25 protein-coding genes are annotated in these 20,895 nt (G+C 68.3%); 19 read left to right on the forward strand and 6 right to left on the reverse strand.

Annotated features, from left to right (window positions below):
* Nucleotides 1–154: 154 nt before the first annotated feature.
* Complete coding sequence (locus ACWD4A_RS26545) at nucleotides 155–1,606, reverse strand: MFS transporter (protein WP_451197739.1); 1,452 nt, start codon at nucleotides 1,604–1,606, stop codon at nucleotides 155–157.
* Between the two features lie 165 nt (nucleotides 1,607–1,771).
* On the opposite strand from ACWD4A_RS26545, the gene ACWD4A_RS26550 reads away from it, so the two are divergent.
* The 3 genes from ACWD4A_RS26550 to era all read left to right on the forward strand — a co-directional run bounded on the left by ACWD4A_RS26550 (nucleotide 1,772) and on the right by era (nucleotide 4,014).
* Nucleotides 1,772–2,593, forward strand: coding sequence for a helix-turn-helix transcriptional regulator (locus ACWD4A_RS26550; protein WP_451197794.1), 822 nt, complete (start codon nucleotides 1,772–1,774; stop codon nucleotides 2,591–2,593).
* A gap of 61 nt (nucleotides 2,594–2,654) precedes the next feature.
* Nucleotides 2,655–3,002: a cytidine deaminase gene (locus ACWD4A_RS26555; RefSeq protein ID WP_451197741.1), complete on the forward strand. Its 348-nt coding sequence runs from the start codon at nucleotides 2,655–2,657 to the stop codon at nucleotides 3,000–3,002.
* Between the two features lie 70 nt (nucleotides 3,003–3,072).
* Complete coding sequence (era, locus tag ACWD4A_RS26560) at nucleotides 3,073–4,014, forward strand: GTPase Era (RefSeq protein ID WP_451197743.1); 942 nt, start codon at nucleotides 3,073–3,075, stop codon at nucleotides 4,012–4,014.
* Between the two features lie 30 nt (nucleotides 4,015–4,044).
* Here era and ACWD4A_RS26565 read toward each other — a convergent pair whose 3' ends face one another.
* Together ACWD4A_RS26565 and ACWD4A_RS26570 are read right to left on the reverse strand one after the other, a co-directional pair.
* A complete protein-coding gene (locus tag ACWD4A_RS26565) occupies nucleotides 4,045–4,311 on the reverse strand; it encodes a protealysin inhibitor emfourin (RefSeq protein ID WP_451197744.1) in 267 nt (88 codons plus the stop codon).
* A 29-nt stretch (nucleotides 4,312–4,340) separates the two neighbouring features.
* Nucleotides 4,341–5,384 (reverse strand): M4 family metallopeptidase, encoded by a 1,044-nt coding sequence (locus tag ACWD4A_RS26570; protein ID WP_451197746.1) that lies wholly within the window; start codon nucleotides 5,382–5,384, stop codon nucleotides 4,341–4,343.
* Nucleotides 5,385–5,745: 361 nt separating this feature from the next.
* Here ACWD4A_RS26570 and leuA point away from each other — a divergent pair, with 361 nt between their 5' ends.
* From leuA to ACWD4A_RS26600, 6 genes are all read left to right on the forward strand, one after another.
* Nucleotides 5,746–7,509 (forward strand): 2-isopropylmalate synthase, encoded by a 1,764-nt coding sequence (gene leuA, locus ACWD4A_RS26575; RefSeq protein WP_451197748.1) that lies wholly within the window; start codon nucleotides 5,746–5,748, stop codon nucleotides 7,507–7,509.
* A gap of 177 nt (nucleotides 7,510–7,686) precedes the next feature.
* Nucleotides 7,687–8,418 carry a tellurite resistance TerB family protein gene (locus ACWD4A_RS26580; RefSeq protein ID WP_451197750.1) on the forward strand — a complete coding sequence of 244 codons (732 nt, stop codon included), beginning with the start codon at nucleotides 7,687–7,689 and terminating at the stop codon, nucleotides 8,416–8,418.
* A 267-nt stretch (nucleotides 8,419–8,685) separates the two neighbouring features.
* Nucleotides 8,686–10,287 (forward strand): recombinase family protein, encoded by a 1,602-nt coding sequence (locus ACWD4A_RS26585; RefSeq protein WP_451197752.1) that lies wholly within the window; start codon nucleotides 8,686–8,688, stop codon nucleotides 10,285–10,287.
* A gap of 644 nt (nucleotides 10,288–10,931) precedes the next feature.
* The gene (locus ACWD4A_RS26590; protein WP_451197754.1) at nucleotides 10,932–11,342 is read left to right on the forward strand and encodes a hypothetical protein; all 411 of its coding nucleotides are present in this window, start codon (nucleotides 10,932–10,934) and stop codon (nucleotides 11,340–11,342) included.
* Between the two features lie 25 nt (nucleotides 11,343–11,367).
* The gene (locus tag ACWD4A_RS26595; RefSeq protein ID WP_451197755.1) at nucleotides 11,368–11,964 is read left to right on the forward strand and encodes a hypothetical protein; all 597 of its coding nucleotides are present in this window, start codon (nucleotides 11,368–11,370) and stop codon (nucleotides 11,962–11,964) included.
* Nucleotides 11,965–12,102: 138 nt separating this feature from the next.
* The gene (locus ACWD4A_RS26600) at nucleotides 12,103–12,855 is read left to right on the forward strand and encodes a phage major capsid protein (protein WP_451197756.1); all 753 of its coding nucleotides are present in this window, start codon (nucleotides 12,103–12,105) and stop codon (nucleotides 12,853–12,855) included.
* Between the two features lie 4 nt (nucleotides 12,856–12,859).
* On the opposite strand, the gene ACWD4A_RS26605 is transcribed toward ACWD4A_RS26600, so the two are convergent.
* Nucleotides 12,860–13,869 (reverse strand): IS630 family transposase gene (locus ACWD4A_RS26605; protein ID WP_451197795.1). Its coding sequence is split into 2 segments (ribosomal slippage): nucleotides 12,860–13,477 and nucleotides 13,480–13,869, totalling 1,008 coding nucleotides; the frame shifts between segments, so codons are not numbered across the junction.
* Here ACWD4A_RS26605 and ACWD4A_RS26610 point away from each other — a divergent pair.
* The 4 genes from ACWD4A_RS26610 (at nucleotide 13,795) to ACWD4A_RS26625 (ending at nucleotide 15,761) form a co-directional block, all read left to right on the forward strand.
* A complete protein-coding gene (locus tag ACWD4A_RS26610; protein ID WP_451197757.1) occupies nucleotides 13,795–14,409 on the forward strand; it encodes a phage major capsid protein in 615 nt (204 codons plus the stop codon). The two genes, ACWD4A_RS26605 and ACWD4A_RS26610, sit on opposite strands and share 75 nt — an antisense overlap.
* A gap of 11 nt (nucleotides 14,410–14,420) precedes the next feature.
* Complete coding sequence (locus ACWD4A_RS26615) at nucleotides 14,421–14,597, forward strand: hypothetical protein (RefSeq protein WP_451197759.1); 177 nt, start codon at nucleotides 14,421–14,423, stop codon at nucleotides 14,595–14,597.
* Nucleotides 14,598–15,193: 596 nt separating this feature from the next.
* Complete coding sequence (locus ACWD4A_RS26620; RefSeq protein WP_451197760.1) at nucleotides 15,194–15,604, forward strand: hypothetical protein; 411 nt, start codon at nucleotides 15,194–15,196, stop codon at nucleotides 15,602–15,604.
* A complete protein-coding gene (locus ACWD4A_RS26625; RefSeq protein ID WP_451197762.1) occupies nucleotides 15,594–15,761 on the forward strand; it encodes a hypothetical protein in 168 nt (55 codons plus the stop codon). Before ACWD4A_RS26620 ends, ACWD4A_RS26625 begins: the two co-directional genes overlap by 11 nt.
* 83 nt (nucleotides 15,762–15,844) lie before the next feature.
* Here the strand turns inward: ACWD4A_RS26625 and ACWD4A_RS26630 are convergent, their stop codons facing one another.
* Nucleotides 15,845–16,951: a helix-turn-helix domain-containing protein gene (locus tag ACWD4A_RS26630; protein ID WP_451197764.1), complete on the reverse strand. Its 1,107-nt coding sequence runs from the start codon at nucleotides 16,949–16,951 to the stop codon at nucleotides 15,845–15,847.
* Nucleotides 16,952–17,317: 366 nt separating this feature from the next.
* Between ACWD4A_RS26630 and ACWD4A_RS26635 the strand changes: the two genes are divergently transcribed.
* From ACWD4A_RS26635 to ACWD4A_RS26660, 6 genes are all read left to right on the forward strand, one after another.
* Nucleotides 17,318–17,545: a hypothetical protein gene (locus tag ACWD4A_RS26635; RefSeq protein ID WP_451197765.1), complete on the forward strand. Its 228-nt coding sequence runs from the start codon at nucleotides 17,318–17,320 to the stop codon at nucleotides 17,543–17,545.
* Entirely contained in the window at nucleotides 17,542–17,769 is a 228-nt protein-coding gene (locus tag ACWD4A_RS26640; RefSeq protein WP_451197767.1) for a DUF7848 domain-containing protein, read from the forward strand. The genes ACWD4A_RS26635 and ACWD4A_RS26640 overlap by 4 nt, the downstream gene beginning before the upstream one ends.
* Nucleotides 17,766–17,918: a hypothetical protein gene (locus ACWD4A_RS26645; protein WP_451197768.1), complete on the forward strand. Its 153-nt coding sequence runs from the start codon at nucleotides 17,766–17,768 to the stop codon at nucleotides 17,916–17,918. The genes ACWD4A_RS26640 and ACWD4A_RS26645 overlap by 4 nt, the downstream gene beginning before the upstream one ends.
* A 178-nt stretch (nucleotides 17,919–18,096) precedes the next feature.
* The gene (locus tag ACWD4A_RS26650; protein WP_451197769.1) at nucleotides 18,097–18,306 is read left to right on the forward strand and encodes a DUF397 domain-containing protein; all 210 of its coding nucleotides are present in this window, start codon (nucleotides 18,097–18,099) and stop codon (nucleotides 18,304–18,306) included.
* Nucleotides 18,307–18,816: 510 nt separating this feature from the next.
* The gene (gene recO / locus ACWD4A_RS26655; RefSeq protein WP_451197771.1) at nucleotides 18,817–19,563 is read left to right on the forward strand and encodes a DNA repair protein RecO; all 747 of its coding nucleotides are present in this window, start codon (nucleotides 18,817–18,819) and stop codon (nucleotides 19,561–19,563) included.
* A gap of 41 nt (nucleotides 19,564–19,604) precedes the next feature.
* Complete coding sequence (locus ACWD4A_RS26660; protein WP_451197772.1) at nucleotides 19,605–20,429, forward strand: isoprenyl transferase; 825 nt, start codon at nucleotides 19,605–19,607, stop codon at nucleotides 20,427–20,429.
* Between the two features lie 21 nt (nucleotides 20,430–20,450).
* On the opposite strand, the gene ACWD4A_RS26665 is transcribed toward ACWD4A_RS26660, so the two are convergent.
* Nucleotides 20,451–20,864, reverse strand: coding sequence for a Fur family transcriptional regulator (locus ACWD4A_RS26665; RefSeq protein WP_451197774.1), 414 nt, complete (start codon nucleotides 20,862–20,864; stop codon nucleotides 20,451–20,453).
* Nucleotides 20,865–20,895: the final 31 nt, after the last annotated feature.

Genomic DNA, 20,895 nt, shown 5'->3' on the forward strand with positions numbered 1-20,895 from the left:
GTTTCCGGGGAGTCGGGCTTCTTCTGCGGGCGGGAAGCCTGCAGGCGTGAAGTTCTGCGGGCGGGAAGTCTGCGGGCGTGAAGGGGGAGGTGGTGAGGACGCGGCCGCAGGCCGCTCCCGCCGCAGGAGGCAACGGACCCGCAGCGGGCCCGCGTCAGGCCGCGGAACGGCTCCGCCGCAGCCCGACCGCCACGAGTGTCGCGACCACCGCGACAACAACCGCATCGGCCCCCACCCCCAGGCGGACGCCACCCAGCGTCGCCGACGCGAAGTCCGAGCCACCGTCCCGCAGCGAAGCGATCCGCGCCGACGACAGCGCGCTGAGCAGCGGGATCCCGATCGTGATGCCCACCTGCTGCGAGCTGGTCACCAGACCCGTCGCCAGCCCCTGTTCCCCGTCCGGCAGGCCCGACGTCGCGGTCACGCCGTAGGCGACGATCGCCCACAGATGGCCGACGCACGCGAGCGAGGCCCCGGCCAGTGCCAGCCACGCGCCTCCCGGTCCGCGCCCCAGGCCGAGCAGCGTCGCGGTGAAGACGGCCTGCACGATCAGGCCCGTCACCAGCGTGTTGCGGGCCCCGAAGCGGGCGATGACCCTGGGCGCGGTGATCCCGGCGAGCGCCGCGAAGACCCCCTGCACACCGAAGACCAGGCCCGAGAGGAACGCGGAGAGCTCCAGCACCTCCTGGAGGTAGAGGGTCAGCAGGAAGACGACCGTGCTCATCATCGCGAAGGTGGTCAGCCCGGCCAGGTTCCCCCAGGCGACCGTGCGCCGCCGCAGCATCGGCAGGGACACCAGCGGCTCGGCGGCCCGCGACTCCACGGCCGCGAAGGCGACGAGGAGGCCGACGCCCGCGACCAGGGCGACGACGACGTCCGCCCGGCCGAAGCCCTGCTGCGCCGCGGTCGACAGCGCGTAGATGAGTGCCAGCAGGCCGCCGGTCACGGTCACCGCGCCGGGGACGTCGACGCGCGGCCGCTGGGGATGCCGGGATTCGGTGAGCAGGCCGGGCGCGATCGCCAGGATGCCGATGCCCGCCACGGCCAGCAGGCCCATGGTGGAGCGCCAGCCGAGCGTGTCCGTCAGTACGCCGCCGAGCAGCATCCCGATGGTGAAGCCGAGGGACATCAGGGTGCCGCTGATGCCGAGCGCCCGCTCGCGCTGCGGGCCCTCGGCGAAGGTCGTGGTCAGCAGCGACATGCCGGTCGGCACGATGACGGCGGCGCCCAGGCCCTGGAGGGCACGCCCGGCGAGGAAGACCGCCGGGTTCCAGGCGAGCGTGGCCAGCACGGAGGCCAGCGTGAAGAGGGCGAGCCCGGTCAGGAACAGCTTGCGCCGCCCGTACAGATCGGCGATCCGGCCGAACAGCAGCAGGAAGCCGCCCGACGGCAGGGCGAAGGCGGTGACCGCCCACTGGAGGTCGGCCTGGCCCATGCCCAGGTCGTCGCCGAGGACGGGCAGCGCCACGTTCAGGATGGAGAAGTCGAGCGCGACGAGGAACTGTGCCGCGCACAGCACCAGCAGGATCAGCTTCGCGCGGGTGGTCATGCGCCCGGCGGCGGGTGGGGCGGGAGCGGTGGAGGAGGGGGACGTGTCGATCGCCATGGGCATCACCCTCCGGTGTAAGGAATAGTCATGGGGAGACGGCGCTTATGGTGGTGGCCGCACCACCAGGCTGAGGGGGAGCCGTTGACTGTCAGCGGGACCGGAACACACACCGTGGCGGGGGCCGCGCAGTCGCGCCGTCGCCAGGAACTGCGCGAATTCCTGATGAGCCGTCGGGCCCGGGTGAGCCCGGCCGACGTCGGCCTCCCGGACGGCGGCGCCCGCCGCCGTACCCCGGGGCTGCGCCGCGAGGAGGTCGCCGTGCTCGCCGGGGTGGGCGCCTCCTGGTACCAGTGGCTGGAGCAGGGGCGTGACATCACCGTCTCGCCGCAGGTGCTCGACTCGGTCGCGCGGGTGCTGAAGCTCGTCGGCCCGGAGCGCCGCCACCTGTACGTACTGGCCGGGCTCAACCCGCCGCTGCCGGAGAGCGAGTACGACTCGGGCTACCTGTGCGCGGGCCTGCACCGGCTGATCGACAGCTGGATGCCCTTCCCGGCGCACATCATGGACCCGTACTGGAACGTCGTCTCCTACAACGACTCGGCGAGCCTCGTCATGGGCTTCCGCCCGGAGACCGTGCAGAACTGTCTGATCATGTTCTTCACCGACCCCGTCTACCGCTCGCGCGCCGCGAACTGGGAGGCCAACGCCGACCGGGTCGTCGCCCAGTTCCGCGCCGCCTGCTCGGAGCGTCCGGGCGACGAGGGCTTCCAGGCGATCATCGACGAACTCTCCGCGGGGAGCGAGGAGTTCGCGGAGCTCTGGGCGCGCGGTGACGTACGGGAGGGCGGCCAGCTGGTCAAGGAGATGCAGCACCCCCTCGTCGGCGCCCTGTACTTCGAGAGCACCCACCTGCGCGTCCCGGCCCGCCCGGACCTGACGATCGTGATGCACAACCCGGTGCCGGAGTCGGGCACGGCGGCCAAGGTCGAGTGGCTCAACTCGCCGGAGGGCCGCCGCGGCGGGATGTACTCGCTGGCGGGCTGACCCGTGACCGGGGGCCGGACCGGGGGTTGATCCCTACGGGGCGCTGCATATGCTCACGCGTATGACGGAGACGCTGGACCCCGAAGACCGCAAGATCATCACCCTGGCCCGCTCCGCGCGCGCCCGCAACGCCGTCCCCGAGGGCGCCGCCGTACGTGACGAGACCGGCCGGACCTATGTCGCCGGGACCGTCGCGCTCGATTCGCTGGAGCTCAGCGCGCTCCGGACGGCCGTCGCCATGGCCGTCGCCAGCGGTGCGAAGTCGCTGGAGGCCGCGGCGGTCGTCTCCGAGGCGGCCGCCGTCCCCGAGGCGGACCGCGCGGCCGTACGGGACCTGGGCGGCCCGGAGACGCCCGTCCTCCTGGCGGGCCCGGACGGCACCCTCCGCACGAAGCTCCTGGCGGGCTGAGCAGGCCCGGACGCACGGAACCGGCCGCCGCTGGTCGGCGGCGGCCGGGGGATCGGGGAGAATATCCGGTATGGATAGAGCTTCCTCCCCGTCCCAGGCCCCTCACCGCGCGGGCTTCGCGTGCTTCGTCGGCCGGCCCAACGCGGGCAAGTCGACCCTGACCAACGCACTGGTGGGGACGAAGGTCGCGATCACCTCCAACCGGCCGCAGACCACCCGCCACACCGTGCGCGGCATCGTCCACCGCCCCGACGCCCAGCTCGTGCTGGTGGACACCCCCGGCCTGCACAAGCCCCGCACGCTCCTCGGCGAGCGGCTCAACGACGTGGTCCGCACCACCTGGGCGGAGGTCGACGTGATCGGCTTCTGCCTCCCGGCGGACCAGAAGCTCGGTCCCGGTGACCGCTACATCGCCACCGAGCTGGCCGGGATCAAGAAGACCCCCAAGGTCGCCATCGTCACCAAGACGGACCTGGTGGACTCCAAGGCCCTCGCGGAGCAGCTGATCGCCATCCAGAGGCTCGGCGAGGAGCTGGGCATCGAGTGGGCGGAGATCATCCCCGTCTCCGCGGTGGGCGACAAGCAGGTGTCCCTGCTGGCCGACCTGATCGTGCCGATGCTGCCGGAGAGCCCGCCGCTCTACCCCGAGGGCGACCTCACCGACGAGCCCGAGCAGGTCATGGTCGCCGAGCTGATCCGGGAGGCCGCGCTGGAGGGCGTGCGGGACGAGCTGCCGCACTCCATCGCCGTCGTGGTCGAGGAGATGCTGCCCCGCGAGGACCGCCCGGCGAACAAGCCGCTGCTGGACATCCACGCCAACGTCTACATCGAGCGCCCCAGCCAGAAGGGGATCATCATCGGCCCCAAGGGCTCCCGGCTCAAGGAGGTCGGCATGAAGTCCCGCAAGCACATCGAGGCGCTCCTCGGTACCCCGGTCTACCTCGACCTGCACGTCAAGGTCGCCAAGGACTGGCAGCGCGACCCGAAGCAGCTCCGTAAGCTCGGGTTCTGACCGGACGCGCCCCTTACGGGGCGCTCCCCGTCACGCCCCCTCCTTCAGCACCGTCTGGATCAGTTCCCGCTGGTCGTGGGTGAGGTGCGGGTCCGCGCAGTGGACCCGACGGCCGTCCACGACGATCTCGTAGTGGAAGCCGTCGGGGACGCCCCGCGCCGGGGCGTCCCGCCCGGGGGCCAGTGCCCGGTGGGCCAGGGCTTCCAGATGGGTGGCGTCGGGCCGGCCGGTGGTGTCCAGTTCGGCCCGCCGCTCGATGCCGGCGAAACCGCCGGTCCGGGTGATGGCAATCCGCATGCCGCCATCCTTACCCCGTTCGCCCGCCGCTACGAGGTGGGAACCCCCACCTGCGACCACGCCTTGAGCACGGCCTGAATCGCGTCCCCCTCGCCGTACAGGCTCCGGGCCGTCGCGGCCGTCAGCCGCGCGAACTCCGCGAAGTCGGCGTCGGAGGCCAGCTGCCCGCCGGTGAGGGTGGCGTACCAGATCTTCCCGGCCCGCTCCCACGCATGGCCGCCGAGCGCGGTGGCCACGAGGTAGAAGGCGTGGTTGGGGATGCCCGAATTGGTGTGCACGCCGCCGTTGTCGCGCGAGGTCCGCACGTAGTCGTCCATGGTGGCGGGCTGCGGGTCCTTGCCCAGCTGCGGGTCGTCGTAGGCCGTGCCCGGCGCCTTCATGGAGCGCAGCGCCGTGCCGTGGATGGTCGGCCCCAGCAGTCCCTGGCCGATCAGCCAGTCGGCCTGGTCCGCGGTCTGCCCGAGCGCGTACTGCTTGATCAGCGAGCCGAAGACGTCCGAGAGGGACTCGTTGAGCGCGCCCGACTGGCCGTAGTACTCCAGGTTGGCCGTGTACTGGGTGACGCCGTGGGTGAGCTCGTGGCCGATGACGTCCACCGAGACGGTGAAGTCGCCGAAGAGCCGTCCGTCGCCGTCCCCGAACACCATCTGCGAGCCGTCCCAGAAGGCGTTGTCGTAATTCGTGCCGTAATGGACGGTGGCGTCGAGCGGAAGTCCGGCATCGTCGACGGAATGCCGGCCGTATGCCTGGAGATAGAAGTCGAAAGTGGCGCCCAGGGCCGTATTCGCGCGGTTGACGGTGGCGTCCTTGGCCGGGCCGTCGCCCTCCGAGTGGACCTTCGTGCCCGGGGTCGTCTCCTGGTGCCCGGCATCGTAGATGGTCCGCTGGGGCTTGTCGGAGAGGGTGCCCGTCGGCGCCGCGACGCCGCGGAGGGCGGTGACGCGGCGGCGGGTGCGGTGGAGGGAGTCGTGTTCGAGGGTGCGCTGGGCGGGCCCGTGTACCGCCGGATCGTCCGATTGGGCGAGCCTGTCCAGGATGTGCGGAGGCACGATCGTGCAGAAGACCGGTTTCATGGCGGCAATGTGGCACCGACCCTCCGGCTTGTCACTGCTTGGCACCACGATTAATGAAATCGAGTGGTTGGCTATCATTTGAGGGACAGCAATTCCGCATTCTCTCCCCGGCCCCCTCGGCCCACGGGAAACCACGGGACCCGCAGTGATCGCGTCCCGCATGCTGATACGGGGGGTCCCAGGCGCGGCGGGCTCGGTTATCGTGCTGAGCATCATGCGTTACGGGCTGCTTCTCCTTAGCTGCCGCGGTGAGGGTCTGCAGTAGGCCGACTCCCTCCCCGCGGAGTTCGGTGTTGCGGTCACCTCGCCGGTGATCAGCCCCGTCGGCCGTCCCAGCGGACACACGAGGAGCCCCACGCAGATGCCCGACAATTCCGTAGGCCGACCCACGCCCGTCACCGCCGCGACCGTGACCCAGCGCCCCTCCGGGATGCCGGTCCACAAGTACGGCCGCTACGAGGCCGTCGACATCCCCGACCGCACCTGGCCGGAGCGGCGCGTCACCGCCGCCCCCCGCTGGCTCTCCACCGACCTGCGCGACGGCAACCAGGCCCTGATCGATCCGATGTCGCCCGCCCGCAAGCGCGAGATGTTCGACCTGCTGGTGCGCATGGGCTACAAGGAGATCGAGGTCGGCTTCCCCTCCTCCGGCGCCACCGACTTCGACTTCGTGCGGTCGATCATCGAGGAGGGCGCGATCCCCGAGGACGTGACGATCTCCGTCCTCACCCAGGCGCGCGAGGAGCTCATCGAGCGGACCGTCGAGTCGCTGCGCGGTGCCCACCGGGCGACCGTCCACCTCTACAACGCCACCGCGCCCGTCTTCCGCCGCGTCGTCTTCCGCGGCTCCCGCGAGCAGGTCAGGCAGATCGCGGTCGACGGCACCCGGCTGGTCGTGGAGTACGCCGAGAAGATCCTCGGCGACGACACGCTCTTCGGCTACCAGTACTCGCCGGAGATCTTCACCGACACCGAGCTGGACTTCGCCCTGGAGGTCTGCGAGAGCGTCATGGACGTCTGGCAGCCCGAGGCCGGCCGCGAGATCATCCTCAATCTGCCGGCCACCGTGGAACGGTCCACTCCGAGCACCCACGCCGACCGCTTCGAATGGATGTCGCGCCACCTGTCCCGGCGCGAGCACATCTGCCTGTCCGTGCACCCCCACAACGACCGGGGCACCGCCGTCGCCGCCGCCGAACTGGCGATCATGGCGGGCGCGGACCGGATCGAGGGCTGCCTCTTCGGCCAGGGCGAGCGCACCGGCAACGTCGACCTGGTCACCCTGGGCATGAACCTCTTCTCCCAGGGCGTCGACCCGCAGATCGACTTCTCGCAGATCGACGAGGTCCGCCGGACCGCCGAGTACTGCACCCAGATGGAGGTCCACCCGCGCCACCCCTACGCGGGCGACCTGGTCTACACCTCCTTCTCCGGCTCCCACCAGGACGCCATCAAGAAGGGCTTCGAGGCGATGGAGGCCACCGCTGCCGCTGCCGGGAAGACCGTGGACGACATCGAGTGGGCCGTGCCCTACCTGCCCATCGACCCCAAGGACGTCGGCCGCTCCTACGAGGCCGTCATCCGCGTCAACTCCCAGTCCGGCAAGGGCGGCATCGCGTACGTCCTCAAGAACGACCACAAGCTGGACCTGCCGCGCCGGATGCAGATCGAGTTCTCCCGCATCATCCAGGCGAAGACGGACGCCGAGGGCGGCGAGATCACCCCGCAGGAGATCTGGTCGGTCTTCCAGGACGAGTACCTGCCCACCGCCGACAACCCCTGGGGCCGGATCGCGCTGCGCTCCCACCAGACCTCGACCACCAGCGAGGGCACCGACGCGCTCACCGTCGAGGCCGTCGTGGACGGCGTGGACACCGTGCTGACGGGCACCGGCAACGGCCCGATCTCCGCCTTCTTCGACGCGCTCGCCTCGGTCGGCGTCGACGCACGGCTGCTGGACTACTCCGAGCACACCATGAGCGAGGGCGCCAGCGCCCGCGCCGCCTCGTACATCGAGTGCGTGATCGACGGGAAGGTGCTCTGGGGCATCGGCACCGACCCCAACACCACCCGCGCCTCGATCAAGGCCGTGGTCTCCGCGGTCAACCGCGCCCACCGCGGCTGATCTTCCGCGGCGGTCAAGGGGACGCCACCGAAACCACCGTATCCGGTGGCTCGGTGGCGTGTTCGCCCCGCTGCCGCCCGAAGTCTGCGCACGGGGTACTGACGCCACATCATCGATGTGGCTAACATCACGTCAACGCGGCGACGAGGCCGTGGCGTTATGGAGGTGCCAGCCGTGATGCACGCGCAAGGCCGATCCGGACCGGACCGGTGTGTGGTGGGCGTACGGACCGTATGGCGCACCGTCGGCGACGGCGAGTTCTACTGCCCCGGCTGCGGCGGCGACCGCAACTACCGCCGCCGCACGGGCCGCCGCCGGCTCGTCGCCTTCGGGCTGCCGCTGCTGCCGCGCGGGCCGGTCGGGCCGATCGTCGAGTGCACCGCGTGCCGCGCCCGCTACGGCATGGACATCCTGGACCACCCCACCACCACCCGGTTCTCCGCGATGCTGCGCGACGCCGTGCACACGGTCGCCCTCGCCGTCCTCGCCGCGGGCGGCACCGAGGCGCGGACGGTCCGCAGGGCCGCGGTCGGCGCGGTGCGGGCCGCGGGCTTCGTCGACTGCAGCGAGGAGCAGCTGATCACGCTGATCGAGGCGCTCGCGGCGGACACGGGGCGCCTGCCCGGCAGATACGGGGCGAACGGCGCGTTTCCCGGGCCGGGCCCGGAGGGGTTCGACCCCCGGGGCACGGCGCTGGCCATCGAGCTGCACGAGGCGCTGGAGCCGCTCGCCCCGCATCTCGCGCCCGCGGGGCGGGAGTCGATCCTGCTGCAGGGTGCGCGCATCGCCCTGGCGGACGGGCCGTACCGGCCCGCCGAGCGGGAGGTTCTGGCGACGGTGGGGCGAGCCCTTCTTTTGTGCCCGGAAGACACGGACCGCCTGCTGGCGGCGGCCCGCACCCCGTCGTAGGTCTCTGTCTTCCGGGTGCCTCTCCGGCTTCCGCCTGCGGGTCGTTCGCCGCCTGCGGGTCCGTTGCCGCCTGCGGCGGGGGCGGCCTGCGGCCGCGTCCTCAAACTCCCCCAGGGAACTGTTCACCCCCTAGGACACAACCGGCGTCACACTGCCGGGGCTGTCCGGGGCAGATCCCTGGGGAATTCGCCGATGTCCACAGCCAGTGTGACCACTTCCGCGCCTGACACCCGCGTTTCCGGGAAGCCCTTGCGCTCTAGGGCAAGGGTGAAGACGACCACCACCCCCGTCCCGTCAGCCCTGGTCAGCGATGCCGGGCAATCGACTCACAAGACCCCGGGCGTGAAGACCTTCGCCCCTGCCAGGACGCTTGCGCCCCTTCACGGGGACACGCCGCCCGTCGTGATCAGGCGTTCCACTCCCTCGAACCGTCATGTGACCGATACCGCTGCCCCTGCCCGTGCTGAGCTTGCGTTCAGCCTCCGCCTGTCCCGTTCGTCCGACGAATCGTCGTCGCTGGACGTCCAGCTTCGCGCCTGCCGCCTCAAGGCTGAGGCGCTGGGCTTCGATGCCGAGACGATTGCCGCCGCTGAGGCGAACGCCTACGTAGACGATGGCGTGTCCGGCGGCTCCGCTCTTGAGGCCCGTAAGAAGGGCATGGCCCGGATCATGGCGGCACGTCCGGCCGTCGTCATCGCGTGGAAGCTCGACCGCTTTGCGCGGTCCGTGCGTGAGTTTCAGAAGCTCATGGACTGGGCCGATGAGAACGGCGTACGGCTGATCACGTCGGACAGCCTGTTGGACAGCTCCGACAAGTCCGGGACCGGGCGACTGATCGCGACGATCATCGCGGCCGTGGCGGAATGGGAGCTGGGCATCATCACGGACCGCAGCGAAGCGGCCCATGAGGAGCGCCGGGCACAAGGCCGCTGGGTCTCGGGGAAGGCCCCGTTCCCGTACGTGATGGAGCGGCGCGACGGCAAGGCGTACCTTGCGGAAGACCCCGACGCGTTCGCCTTGGTCCGCAAGCAGATAGACGTACTCCTCACACGCGGCAAGGGCGCCACACTGGCCGCTACCGCGCGCGCCTTGCCCATCGGTCGGCAGCAGTGGCGAAACCTGCTTCACAGCGTGATCCTGCGGGGATGGCGCGAGTTCAAGGGTGAGCTTGTGACCGAAGAAGACGGCGTGACCCCCGTCCGATTCGGACCCGAGGTGATCGATGCGGCGACGTCCAAGCGCCTCCGAGACCGTCTCAAGGAACTCGAAGGCGGAGAGCGCGCCGAACGAGAGGACGCACACCAGCTCTCCGGAATGGTGCTCTGCTCACAGGGCTGCAAGATGAACGGCGGACTCTCGCGCAGTAAGAAGCGGCTCTACAAGTGCAAGCACGGGCACGGCTCGATCATGGCCCACCTGATAGAGCCCCTGGTGTACGCGGAATTCCGCGCCGAGCACGGCGACGAGCCGCTGTATGAGGTCACTTACTCGGGTGGCGTGGACCGCAGTGCCGACATGGATGACCTTGCCGCGTCTCGTGAGCGGGTCACGAAGGCTGTGGCGAAGGTGGACGGCCCGGCGCTGGAAACCCTCGTCGCCAAGCTGAACGAGATCGAAGCCACGTACGCCCGTCTGGAAGCCGAGCACGCCCCGGAAGTAACCGAGACATGGACGCGCACTAACACTCTCCTGTGGGAGGCGTGGGACGCCACGACGGGGGAAATCCGGCGCGCACTCCTCATGCGGTACGGCTGCACAGTCACCGTCTACCCGAACGGGCACCCCGGCGGACGCGTCGCCATCGAATGGAACGCCGTAGAGAAGACGGCGGAAGAGTCCGCGCCTGCCACCTATCAGAGGGCTGCGTAAGCCCGTCTACGCCCTGCACGGCCCCGTTCTTCCCACGGTGGAGGGGCGGGGCTTCGTCGTAGCGGGGAATCGTTGCGCTCCAGAGCGCATGAGGGCAGGCAATCGACTCGCTAGAAGTTCTTCGAGTCCGGCGAATCACGGCAGAACATCACCGGCTAGCCCCGGGGTTACTACGTGATTCGCCGTTTCCTTTCTCGACTTACGCCAAATTTCACCGAACGGAACTCATGGATACACCGAGATTCATCACACTGCTCGCCAGACTCCGGGAGGCGGAATCCGTCGCGTGGGAGCAAGTGCGCGGCAACGACGAACGGGCCGTGACGTTGCACGCGCTCACAGCGAAAGCGCTGCGGGCCGCTGAGGCGCTGCGGGAGGGCGAGCCGTGCGCAGGTCCAGAATGCAGCGCCGCCGTGGCCTATAAGGGCATAGGAAGGCCAGCGCGGTACTGCTCCAAGCGCTGCCGGGACCGCGCCGCCTACCGGTCCGCAAGACAGCGGGCGAGGGGAGGGCAAAGTCAGGTTGTTACTAATTTCAGTGACGAGTGACAGTACTTCATCTATCCCTTAAGAACTTACAAGAAAAAGCTATAGCCGTTACTCCACTAGCCGTTACGTAACAAGGGATTTCGACACGGGGCACTCATGGGCTACTACGACCACGACAACCACGCAGACGATTGTCAGGACTGCGGGAAGCGGCTCACCGGACGACAAGAGCGCTACTGCTCCGCCGCTTGCCGTCAAGCTGGCTACCGGGCCAGCAAGAAGCCTCGCAAGCTGATCGCCTGGAAGACCTGCCCGCTGTGCGGCGAGACCTTTGAGGCAACTCACCCGCTCAAGAAGTACTGCGACTACAACGACGAAGCGGAGCGCGATTGCCAGGAGGCGCAGGACGACTTGGACGACGCCCGATGGGCTGCGGAATACGAGCGCGAGAACGCCACATGCGCTCGCTGCGGTGAGCCCGCCGGTTGGTCGGGCCGTGGCCGACCGCGTCGCTTCTGCTCCAACCGATGCAAAACCGCTGACTACCGCAAGCGGAAAGCCGCGTGACCAGCGCGCCCCGTGGCGCATTGCCTTGCTGATCACCTACTCAATTGAGGACTTGCCCCGGCTCGCCGACCCGGGGTTTTTTCATGCCCTCCAACAGGACGGTTCCTTCGTGTACTACAACCCAACTGGCGTTATGGACAACGAGATTGAGGCGCTTGCCGACACCCCAGACGAACTGACGGAGCATGTAGACCCGGCGGTCGTCCGGGCGTTCATGGAGTGGGACACCAGCCGCTTTATGCGCGGTGAGAGTGGACCTGTTGCCGTGCGCGCTGGCTTCGCTCGTGGGTCGTTCCGGCTCGTTGCCGACCCGTTCCGGCCTCTCTGGGAGTTCCCGCCCGCGCTGCGTACGGACGTGCTTCGGTCTCGGCTCATCATCCGGCGCCGTGAGGCTCGCCCGGTTGAGTGGCAGACGAAGGGCGGCACTATCCGTGTGGTGGACGGCATGAAGGTGTTCACGGGCACGTGCGAAGTGTGCGACGAAATGTATGAGCAGAAGCGCCCGGAGGGGCAGAAGCGCCGTTGGCCGTTGATGTGCTCGGACGAGTGCCGGGCGGAGCGGAACCGACAGAGTAAGCGCGAGTGGGCGGCAAACAGGCGCGCTGAGGGCAAGGCTGCGTAGACATTTACTGATAAGAGTGAAGGGTGATTTCGCATTCACCCGCTACCCCACCGCCGGCTGACCCCTAGAGGTTTGGTCGGCTTTTCCATTCATCTGGAGGGAGTCCCGTTGTCTCATGCAGAGCGAGCGCACGCCCACATGGCGAAGCGCGACGAATACCTAGCACGTCTACGAACCTTCGAGTCAGATTCCGGCAAGCGCTCTCTGAGTCGAGATGAGCGCGCGGCAGAGTCGGAACTCCTTGAAAAGGTCAGCGAGGCTGACGGCCAGATCAAGCGGCACCTTGAGGCGGCTGCCGCTGAGGAACAGGCAATGCGGGTCACGTCCCCGCTTCAGGAGATGGGCACGACTCGCTCCCTGGGAAGAAAGGTTGAAGCGCGCATGAATGCAACCCCTGGCGAGCTGATGGCTCGTTCTCTTGAGATGTCACGAGGCATCACGACGACGGGCACGAATAAGGCGTTCTCGCCGGAAGAGATGGCGCGGACGTTCGTTGACCTCCTGGCGCCTCAGTCTGTCGTGATGGAGAGCGGTGTTCAGCGTGTCCAGACCGGTGCGGAGACTTACGCGTTCCCCGTGATCCGTTCGGACTTCTCCGCTGGCTTCGTGGGTGAGCTTGACGACCTGCCGACCGGCGGCTTTGGCACTGACCCGCTGAAGGTCACGCCGAAGAAGATTGCGGCGGCTGACCTGATCGCGAATGAGCTTCTAGACGATGGTGGGGCGGCTTTCCTGAACCCCATGGCGAAGTCTCTTATTAGGTCCGTTGCCCTCGGGTTCGACCGTGAGGCGCTGATTGGCACCGGGGCGGGTAAGGGGTTCATCGGCATTGCCAATACGCCGGGTATTCAGACCCATGCGGTTACTGAGGATGAACTCGTGTTGTCGTAGTGCGTTATCCGGGCCGGAGGTCCAGGCCGGTCTCGGCGAGGCAACCGTCGAGGAGGTCGGGGCGGTACTGGATCTTGCGAAGACCGTGCCGCACCGTGCGGATGAGATGGTCCACGCTGGTGAAGGCGACGTTCGCGGTGAAGCCGCGTCGCAGAAGCGACCAGAGGCCTTCGACCGGGTTGAGTTCGGGTGCGTAGGCGGGGAGCTGGTAGACGGTGAGCCAGTCCTGGCTGTCGATGAACTTCCGCATTCCGGCGCACAGATGAGTGCCGAGGTTGTCCCATATGAGGACGATCGGGGCACCGAGCTGCCGGTGGGCGGCGATGAGCAGGTCACGGTAATCGGTCCAGGCGAAGCTCTTGCGTGCGCCCTTCCTGCCGTTGTGGCGGCGGGGCCGGTAGATCAGACGAGGGCGTTCGCCGGTCTTGTAGCAGGCCAGGGCGGCAACCGACAGGCAGCGGGTGGTGCGGCCCCGGACCCTGATGACGGGAGTGTGTCCGCGTCGGGCCCAGGTGCGGGCGGTGGGCGGCGTCATCGAGAAGCCGGCCTCGTCTTCGAAGACGGTCCAGGCCCCGAGCGCCGCCGCGGCGCTTCCACCTGCGGCCACGTCTCCTTCACCCACCCAGTGATCGCTTCCTCATCCCGCCCGGTCGCCCGCCGGGCAGGCACCTGGCAGGAGAAGCCATTGCGGACCAAGAGCTTACGCACCCCCTGAATCGTGTAGGTCATGTGGAACCGGCGGCCGATCACCGTTTTGACCCGGGCCAGTGTCCACCGCTGGTCGGGCCACCCGTGCGCCAGCGGGCCCTTGGCCAGCTCCCGCTCCAGCACGGTGAGCTGGGCCTCGTCCAGTCTCGGCAGCGAGGCCGGGCCCGTGGACCGCAGGGCTCTCGGGCCGCCGTCCCGCCAGGCCTTTCGCCACCGCTCCACCGACCGCACATGGACCCGCAAGTCCTTCGCGATCACGGAGCTCTTCTCACCCCGGGCGAACCGCTCGGCAGCCTCAAGCCGCAGCCGCTCGCGGAACTCCCGCCGCTCGTCGGTGAATCCACCACCTTGCGCGTACCGCATACCTCTCGACGTACCGCAGGGATCAAGACCTGTCAGCACCTACGACAACACAAGTTCAGCCTCAGTAAGGGCGGCCTCAAGGACCTTGACCCGTTCGTGACGGCTTTCGGGAAGCTGGAGGCAGCGAACGCAAAGGCGACGGCAATTGTGATGAGCCCGAAGGCGTGGACGGCGCTTATGGCGCTGCGGGAGTCGTCCGGTTCCCTTAAGCCGCTTCTGAGTGAGTCGGCTGGCTCTCCTACGGCTGGTATTCAGCGGTCGATTCTGGGTGTGCCCGTGTGGCTTTCCTCGTTCGTGCCGGAGAGTGACATTCTGACCTATGAGGCGGACCAGGTGTTTGCCGTGTGGCGCAAGGACGCCGGTTTTCAGATTTCCGATCAGTTCGGATTCTTTAAGGACGGCACTGCGGTCCGCGCGATTGCCCGTGCTGCTATCGCCGTCCCGAACGCTGCCGCTGTCTGCAAGATCACCGTTACTGCCTAAGAGGAGTCATCATGTCTTTCTTCAACACCGATGAGCCGACCGCCACTGTCCGGATGACCGGCTACATGTCGTACGGCCCGAGCAATGACGGCGTCGCCTCTCGCGTTCTCCAGAACGGCGAGACCTACGACGTGCCGAAGAGCGAGGCTGAGTGGCTGATCTCGGCTGAGCTTGCCGAACTGGCCTAGCTTTCATGCTTGTTGAGATGAATACCGGGGTCTATATCGACCGGACCCCGGTGGGGGCGGGTATGCGGGTAGGGGTGCCTTCTGACCTAGGGGGGTACCTCCTGGAACGGGGGTGGGCACGGCAGGTCGGGACGGCTCACCGACTTGCCGACGGTCGAACTCTCATTGCGTTCAGGGCTCGTGAGATTCCCGGTGCTTCGGAAGAGCTGAGTGAGTGGTCGTCGTGGATGCGCCCGGCGTGGGTCCGGCCCGATGGCCGGGCGGTCCTGAGTGGGGATGAGCGGCAGTGGGTTCCGGTGCGCTGTCGCTCGTGTCCCCGCCATTCGTACGCGCCGAAAGAGCGGCTGCCCACTGGCGTCGCCCTTGAGGGACGGTCGGATGCCTGGCTCATTGAGTGCCGCCACTGCCGCCCGCGCGCATGAGATGTGATCACGCAGATGATCGTGCGCGTTCTCGACTTGTCCGCGCTGACACAGGGCGAGTGCGGGCCGAAAGTTCGCGGCGGTGTCGCTCAGCGATCCCGGCCCCAGCACGGAAAACACGTCCGTCCCGGACAAGCCCTTTCCGGCTGTCCGCCAACTGATGAGGGGGACCGAATGACACGAAGGTGCGCGCACGCCCCGTGCGGCGCCCCGATTCCCGCCGACGCCGACCAGCGCACCCGATATTGCAGCGATGCGCACCGTAAGGCGGCGGCGCGTGCCCGCAAGGCTGTCGCGACGGCATCCAAGAGCCGCCTGGAGCCCGTCTCCGGCGACGCGGAACGGTACCCGGCCCTGCGAGCCGTCTGGGACGTCGTAGCGGCTCAGATCGTCGCCGAGGGGGTCACGGTCCCCGGCTCGTCCGGCGTGCCCGTGGCGCACCCCCTGTTGCGCTTCCTGGGCCCGCTCGACGCCGCCCTGTCGGCACACGAGAAGACGGCCGACCCCACGACCCCTACCGACCCGAAGGAAGCCGCCCGCGCGGCAGCCATGGCAGCACTGGAGGCTTACCGGCGTGACGAGTGACGAACTCAGGGAAATTGGCTGTGAGTTGGCCGACAGCGAGACGCCCGAAGGGCATCCCCTCTGGGCTGTGTTCGCCGCGCTGTTCCGGCTCGAAGTCGGCGACGAGCCCGACCCTGTCGACCTGTACAAGCTGGGCTGCTGCCCCCGGCACTTCTGACCACTGCCCCCGACGACTGCCCGCGCTGGGCGGCTGTCGGGGGCTCCTGCCGTTGGTCACTCGTCGCTACGGGTGGCCGACGGCTAGGACTGTTCCACTTCGGCCATAAGCATTCGAAGGGTGAGGGAGTGCTTTTCTGGCGGAAGGGCGTCAAGTGCTGCCCGCGCATACCTGGTACCGCCGTACTTATCGCCGGAGCGAGCCAGCATCAACCCTCGATGCATTTCAAGGTGAGTAGCGAATCGCGGAAGAACTGAGGGCAATTCTAGCCGGGCCGCTTCTTGAGCCTCTACCGCTACCTTTTCTTCACCAAGGCGCGCAGCAAGGAGAGAGACGAATACATTCATTCGCCACCAGGGCACCGCATAGTCAGATGTTTGTTCATCGGATGCCGCCTTATCGAACACGTGACGGCCCCGGTTCAGGAGCCGGCGGGCCGTTTCAGTGTCTCCCCGGATGGCTGCGGCGTGCGCCTTCCCCATGATCGCGTTCAGAAGCCCCAGCGACGGCTTATCGCTGATCGCTATCGCCTGATCGGCGAGTACGTCGGCCACACCGAGGGAAGCACCCTCGTAGCCCAACGCAATAGCAGCGCGCCCCCGGACCCACACACGGGCATCGTCGTCGCCGGACTGATCCGCTGCTTCAGCGGCAAGCCGGTACCAATTCACAGCCTTGGCCCCATCGGAGCCTGGAAAGGTTTTCGCATAAAGAGTCATGAGCCTGGAAGCGACCGACCAAAGCCGGGGATTTTCGAGTTGCTGCTGGATCACCACCAATTCGCCGGACACGCGCCGCTGAATGTCGGCGGCACCGAGGCTCATATATTCAGTTCCGTAGGTAGTCAGCTTGCTTTCCCAGTCGTCTACGGAAGGCCCGCCGCGAAGCCTGGCGGCAAATCCAACGCTGAGCAAATCTGAGGCCACCACCGGCGCTATGGCGGTGGCTGCTACATCGGACAAGAACGTACGACGTTTCACTTCACCCTCAAGAACGGCTAGGGGCACGTCCAGGACGGCCGACAAACACCGGAGGTAGAACGCTCCCGGTTCCACCTTGGAACGTTCCCAGCGGCTGACGTACTCACGAGTGAGTCCCGTCCCGAAGGCATCGTTGATCTCGTCCGCTAGTCGTCCCTGGGACCATCCTCGTGCCTCACGGAGGTCCCTGATCAATACGCCGATGGCCATAGGTCCATCTTGCCCCTAGCGCTGCCCCCAGGTACGGCAAGAACCCATGTTCGAGCGGGACTTGCCCCTACCCATGCCCCTACACGGCCAGCCTCGGAAGCGGAACGTTGGGGGCGCACAAAGCGTGCACCCCCGCGACCGTCCTACCGGTCCGGGGGCATGGACCACCTGAAAGAGGCAGGCAGCCATGGAAGAGCTTAAGCAGGAGCAGCCCGCGAAGGGCACCCGGGCGGGGGACGACCAACACACGCGCAGCCACCCGCCCGCCGGGGAGAACACGGCCCCCGAAGAGCGGACGCGGGTCCGCCGGATTTTCCAGGTCGGGCCGTACATCGTGGAGACGAACCCTGAGAGGTCGTCGTGCTGATGCCTCCGCCCCACGCCATGCCCAAGACCTACTACGCGGCGCCGGTCGTCACCGTGCCGCACTCGTCGGCTGTCGGCTCCATCAATTACGTGACCTGCCAGACCTGCCGCGACTTGATGGCGACACGGGACAAGCGCCAGGCGCGCGGCGACGTGACCGGGGTGAAGAAGATCGATGCCGACCAGGCGGCCCACGACCAGAAGCACCACATGGCGGTGGTGAAGTGAGCCGCGCCATCATCCTGCCCGGTGTAACCCACACGATCACCACGCACCGCGACAGCATCACGTACGCCGCCAAGTGCCAGGGGTGCTCGTGGCAGATCAAGGGTGAACCGTCTCCCGGCGTCGTCCAAGACAAGTGCATGAAGCACGCGGGTATCTCGAATCATCGCTCCTTCCGTATGACCTCTCAGGGCGTGCTGACCGTGGTCCGGGAGGGAGAGCGGTGAGCCGCCACAAGGCGCGCCGCTGGCGCTTACCCCGCTGGACCCTCTACGCGGCCGAATACGGCATGGGCGCGCTCGTGGCCTGCGCGCTCGTGGCCTCGGTCGCCGCCGTCGTCTGGCTCGCCGTCCACGGCGCCCCCGGGCGCTACTAGACCCCTGTCTCTGCCGGATGACCCCGAGATGTCTCCCCGACTACTGGCCCCGGCAGAGACAGGCTCCAGCCCCCGCCCGGTCGCTTCGGATAGTCGGGTCTGCGGCGCCGGGCGGGTCAGCAAGTGCACGACGGTCCGGGGACCGACTCCCCGCAGCATGACGAAGGGATCAAGCACCATGAGCGCAATCCCCGAGTTCGAGTTCCGCACGTCCAGCACGTGCAAGTACAACAACGACGATCCGCGCTGTGTCGAGGTGGCGACGAACGTGCCCGGCAAGGTGGCGGTCCGGAACTCCGCGTCCGGCGGAGCGGTCGAGTTCACGACCACTGAGTGGACCGAGTTTCTGAGCGGTGCCAAGCTGGGAGAGTTCGACCTCTCGGCCTAGGAGACACCGTGCAGGAGTGCCCCCGCTGCGGCAGTCACGCGGTACCGGACCCCGAGCATGACCGGGCGGTGTGGTGCCTGTCCTGCTGGCACGCGTGGACGCTCCCGAGCGAACCCCGCTGCCCGGGTCACCTGCCCCGGCTCATGCCCGCGCTACGGGTGCTTCAAGAACACCGGGACCTGAACCGCTAGTCCCCATGCAGGCCCCGCCTGTGCCCTCACTCTGAGGCGCATGGGCGGGGCTTCGTGCTGCTCAGATGGACGCACCCGGCCGTGTGTCCGGAAGGGTGTACCGTTCCAGCTACCGCTGGGAGGTGCCCCCAGGACGGGCTGATTTTGCTGGCGTAGTCCGCAACCTACGGGCCGCAAGCCTGCGGGCCGCATGCCGAAGAGCCACGGTCCGGAAAATTCAGCCCGTCCGGCGTTTGAGGACAACGCGGCGAAGCCGTGTTGCGGGGTCCGGGGCGCAGCCCCGGCACGGGCGCACCCCGGGGTACGGGACAATGGCCGCATGAGTCTGTTCCGCGACGACGGCGTTGTGCTGCGTACCCAGAAGCTGGGGGAAGCGGATCGCATCATCACTCTGCTGACCCGGCGGCACGGCCGGGTCAGGGCCGTGGCGCGGGGCGTGCGGCGGACGAAGTCGAAGTTCGGGGCGCGGCTGGAGCCGTTCTCGCACGTCGACGTGCAGTTCTTCGCGCGGGGCAACGAGCTCGTCGGGCGGAGCCTGCCGCTGTGCACCCAGAGCGAGACCATCGCCGCGTACGGCGGCGCGATCGTCACCGACTACGCCCGCTACACCGCGGGCACGGCCATGCTGGAGACCGCCGAGCGGTTCACCGACCACGAGGGCGAGCCCGCCGTGCAGCAGTATCTGCTGCTCGTCGGGGGCCTGCGGACGCTCGCCGCGGGCGAGCACGCCCCGCACCTCGTCCTCGACGCCTTCCTGCTGCGCTCCCTCGCCGTCAACGGCTACGCGCCCAGCTTCGACTCCTGCGCGAAGTGCGGCATGCCCGGTCCGAACCGTTTTTTCTCGGTGGCCGCGGGCGGGGTCGTGTGCGGTGACTGCCGGGTGCCCGGGAGCGTCGTACCCTCCTCGGAGTCGATCGGGCTCCTCGGCGCGCTGCTGACCGGGGACTGGGCGACGGCGGACGCGTGCGAGGCGCGGCACGTCCGGGAGGGCAGCGGCCTGGTGGCGGCGTATCTGCACTGGCACCTGGAGCGGGGGCTCCGCTCCCTCCGTTACGTAGAGAAGTAACCCAGAGAAGTACACCCTGGCATCGAGGAGAAGTGGCACGCATGGCACGACGCGGGATTCTGGGCCGTTCCCGACGCGAGTACCGCACACCCGACCCGCACCCGTCCGGGGCGCGGCCGCCGAAGATCCCCGGTGAGCTCGTCCCCGAGCACGTGGCCATCGTCATGGACGGCAACGGCCGCTGGGCGAAGGACCGCGGCCTGCCGCGTACCGAGGGCCACAAGGTCGGCGCCGAGCGCGTGCTGGACGTGCTGCAGGGCGCGATCGAGATGGGCGTCGGGAACATCTCCCTGTACGCCTTCTCGACCGAGAACTGGAAGCGCTCGCCCGACGAGGTGCGCTTCCTGATGAACTTCAACCGCGACTTCATCCGCAAGACCCGCGACCAGCTCGACGAACTCGGCATCCGGGTGCGCTGGGTGGGCCGGATGCCCAAGCTGTGGCGGTCGGTGGCCAAGGAGCTCCAGATCGCCCAGGAGCAGACCAAGGACAACGACAGGCTGACGCTGTACTTCTGCATGAACTACGGCGGGCGCGCGGAGATCGCGGACGCGGCGGCCGCCATCGCGCGCGACGTGGCGGCAGGCCGGCTGGACCCGGGGAAGGTCAACGAGAAGACCCTCGCGAAGTACCTGTACTACCCGGACATGCCGGACGTGGACCTGTTCCTGCGGCCGTCCGGCGAGCAGCGCACGTCCAACTACCTGATCTGGCAGAGCGCTTACGCCGAGATGGTCTTCCAGGACGTGCTCTGGCCGGACTTCGACCGCCGTGATCTGTGGCGCGCCTGCCTGGAGTTCGCGCAGCGGGACCGCCGCTTCGGCGGTGCGGTCCCGAACGCGGTGGAGCGGCCCGCCGAGGGCTGATGCCCCATGGGCACCTGCGGGTTACTGCTCCCGCCGGGCGCAGTCCCCGCAGGTGCCGAAGATCTCGACGGTGTGGGCCACGTCCACGAAGCCGTGCTCGGCGGCGATGGCGTCCGCCCACTTCTCCACGGCGGGCCCCTCGACCTCGACGGCCTTGCCGCACACCCGGCACACCAGGTGGTGGTGGTGACCGCTGGAGCAGCGGCGGTAGACCGATTCGCCGTCGCTGGTGCGCAGCACGTCGACCTCGCCGGCGTCGGCGAGGGACTGGAGCGTGCGGTAGACGGTGGTCAGACCCACCGAAGCGCCGCGGTGCCTGAGCAGATCATGGAGTTCCTGAGCGCTCCGGAACTCGTCCACCTCGTCGAGCGCGGCCGACACCGCGGCCCGCTGCTTGGTGGACCGGCCGCGTACCGGGGGACCCGCGGTCGCCACAGTTGCCTCCAAAAGCTCGCCTGAACACCCA

Source organism: Streptomyces sp. NPDC002537 (assembly GCF_053594975.1).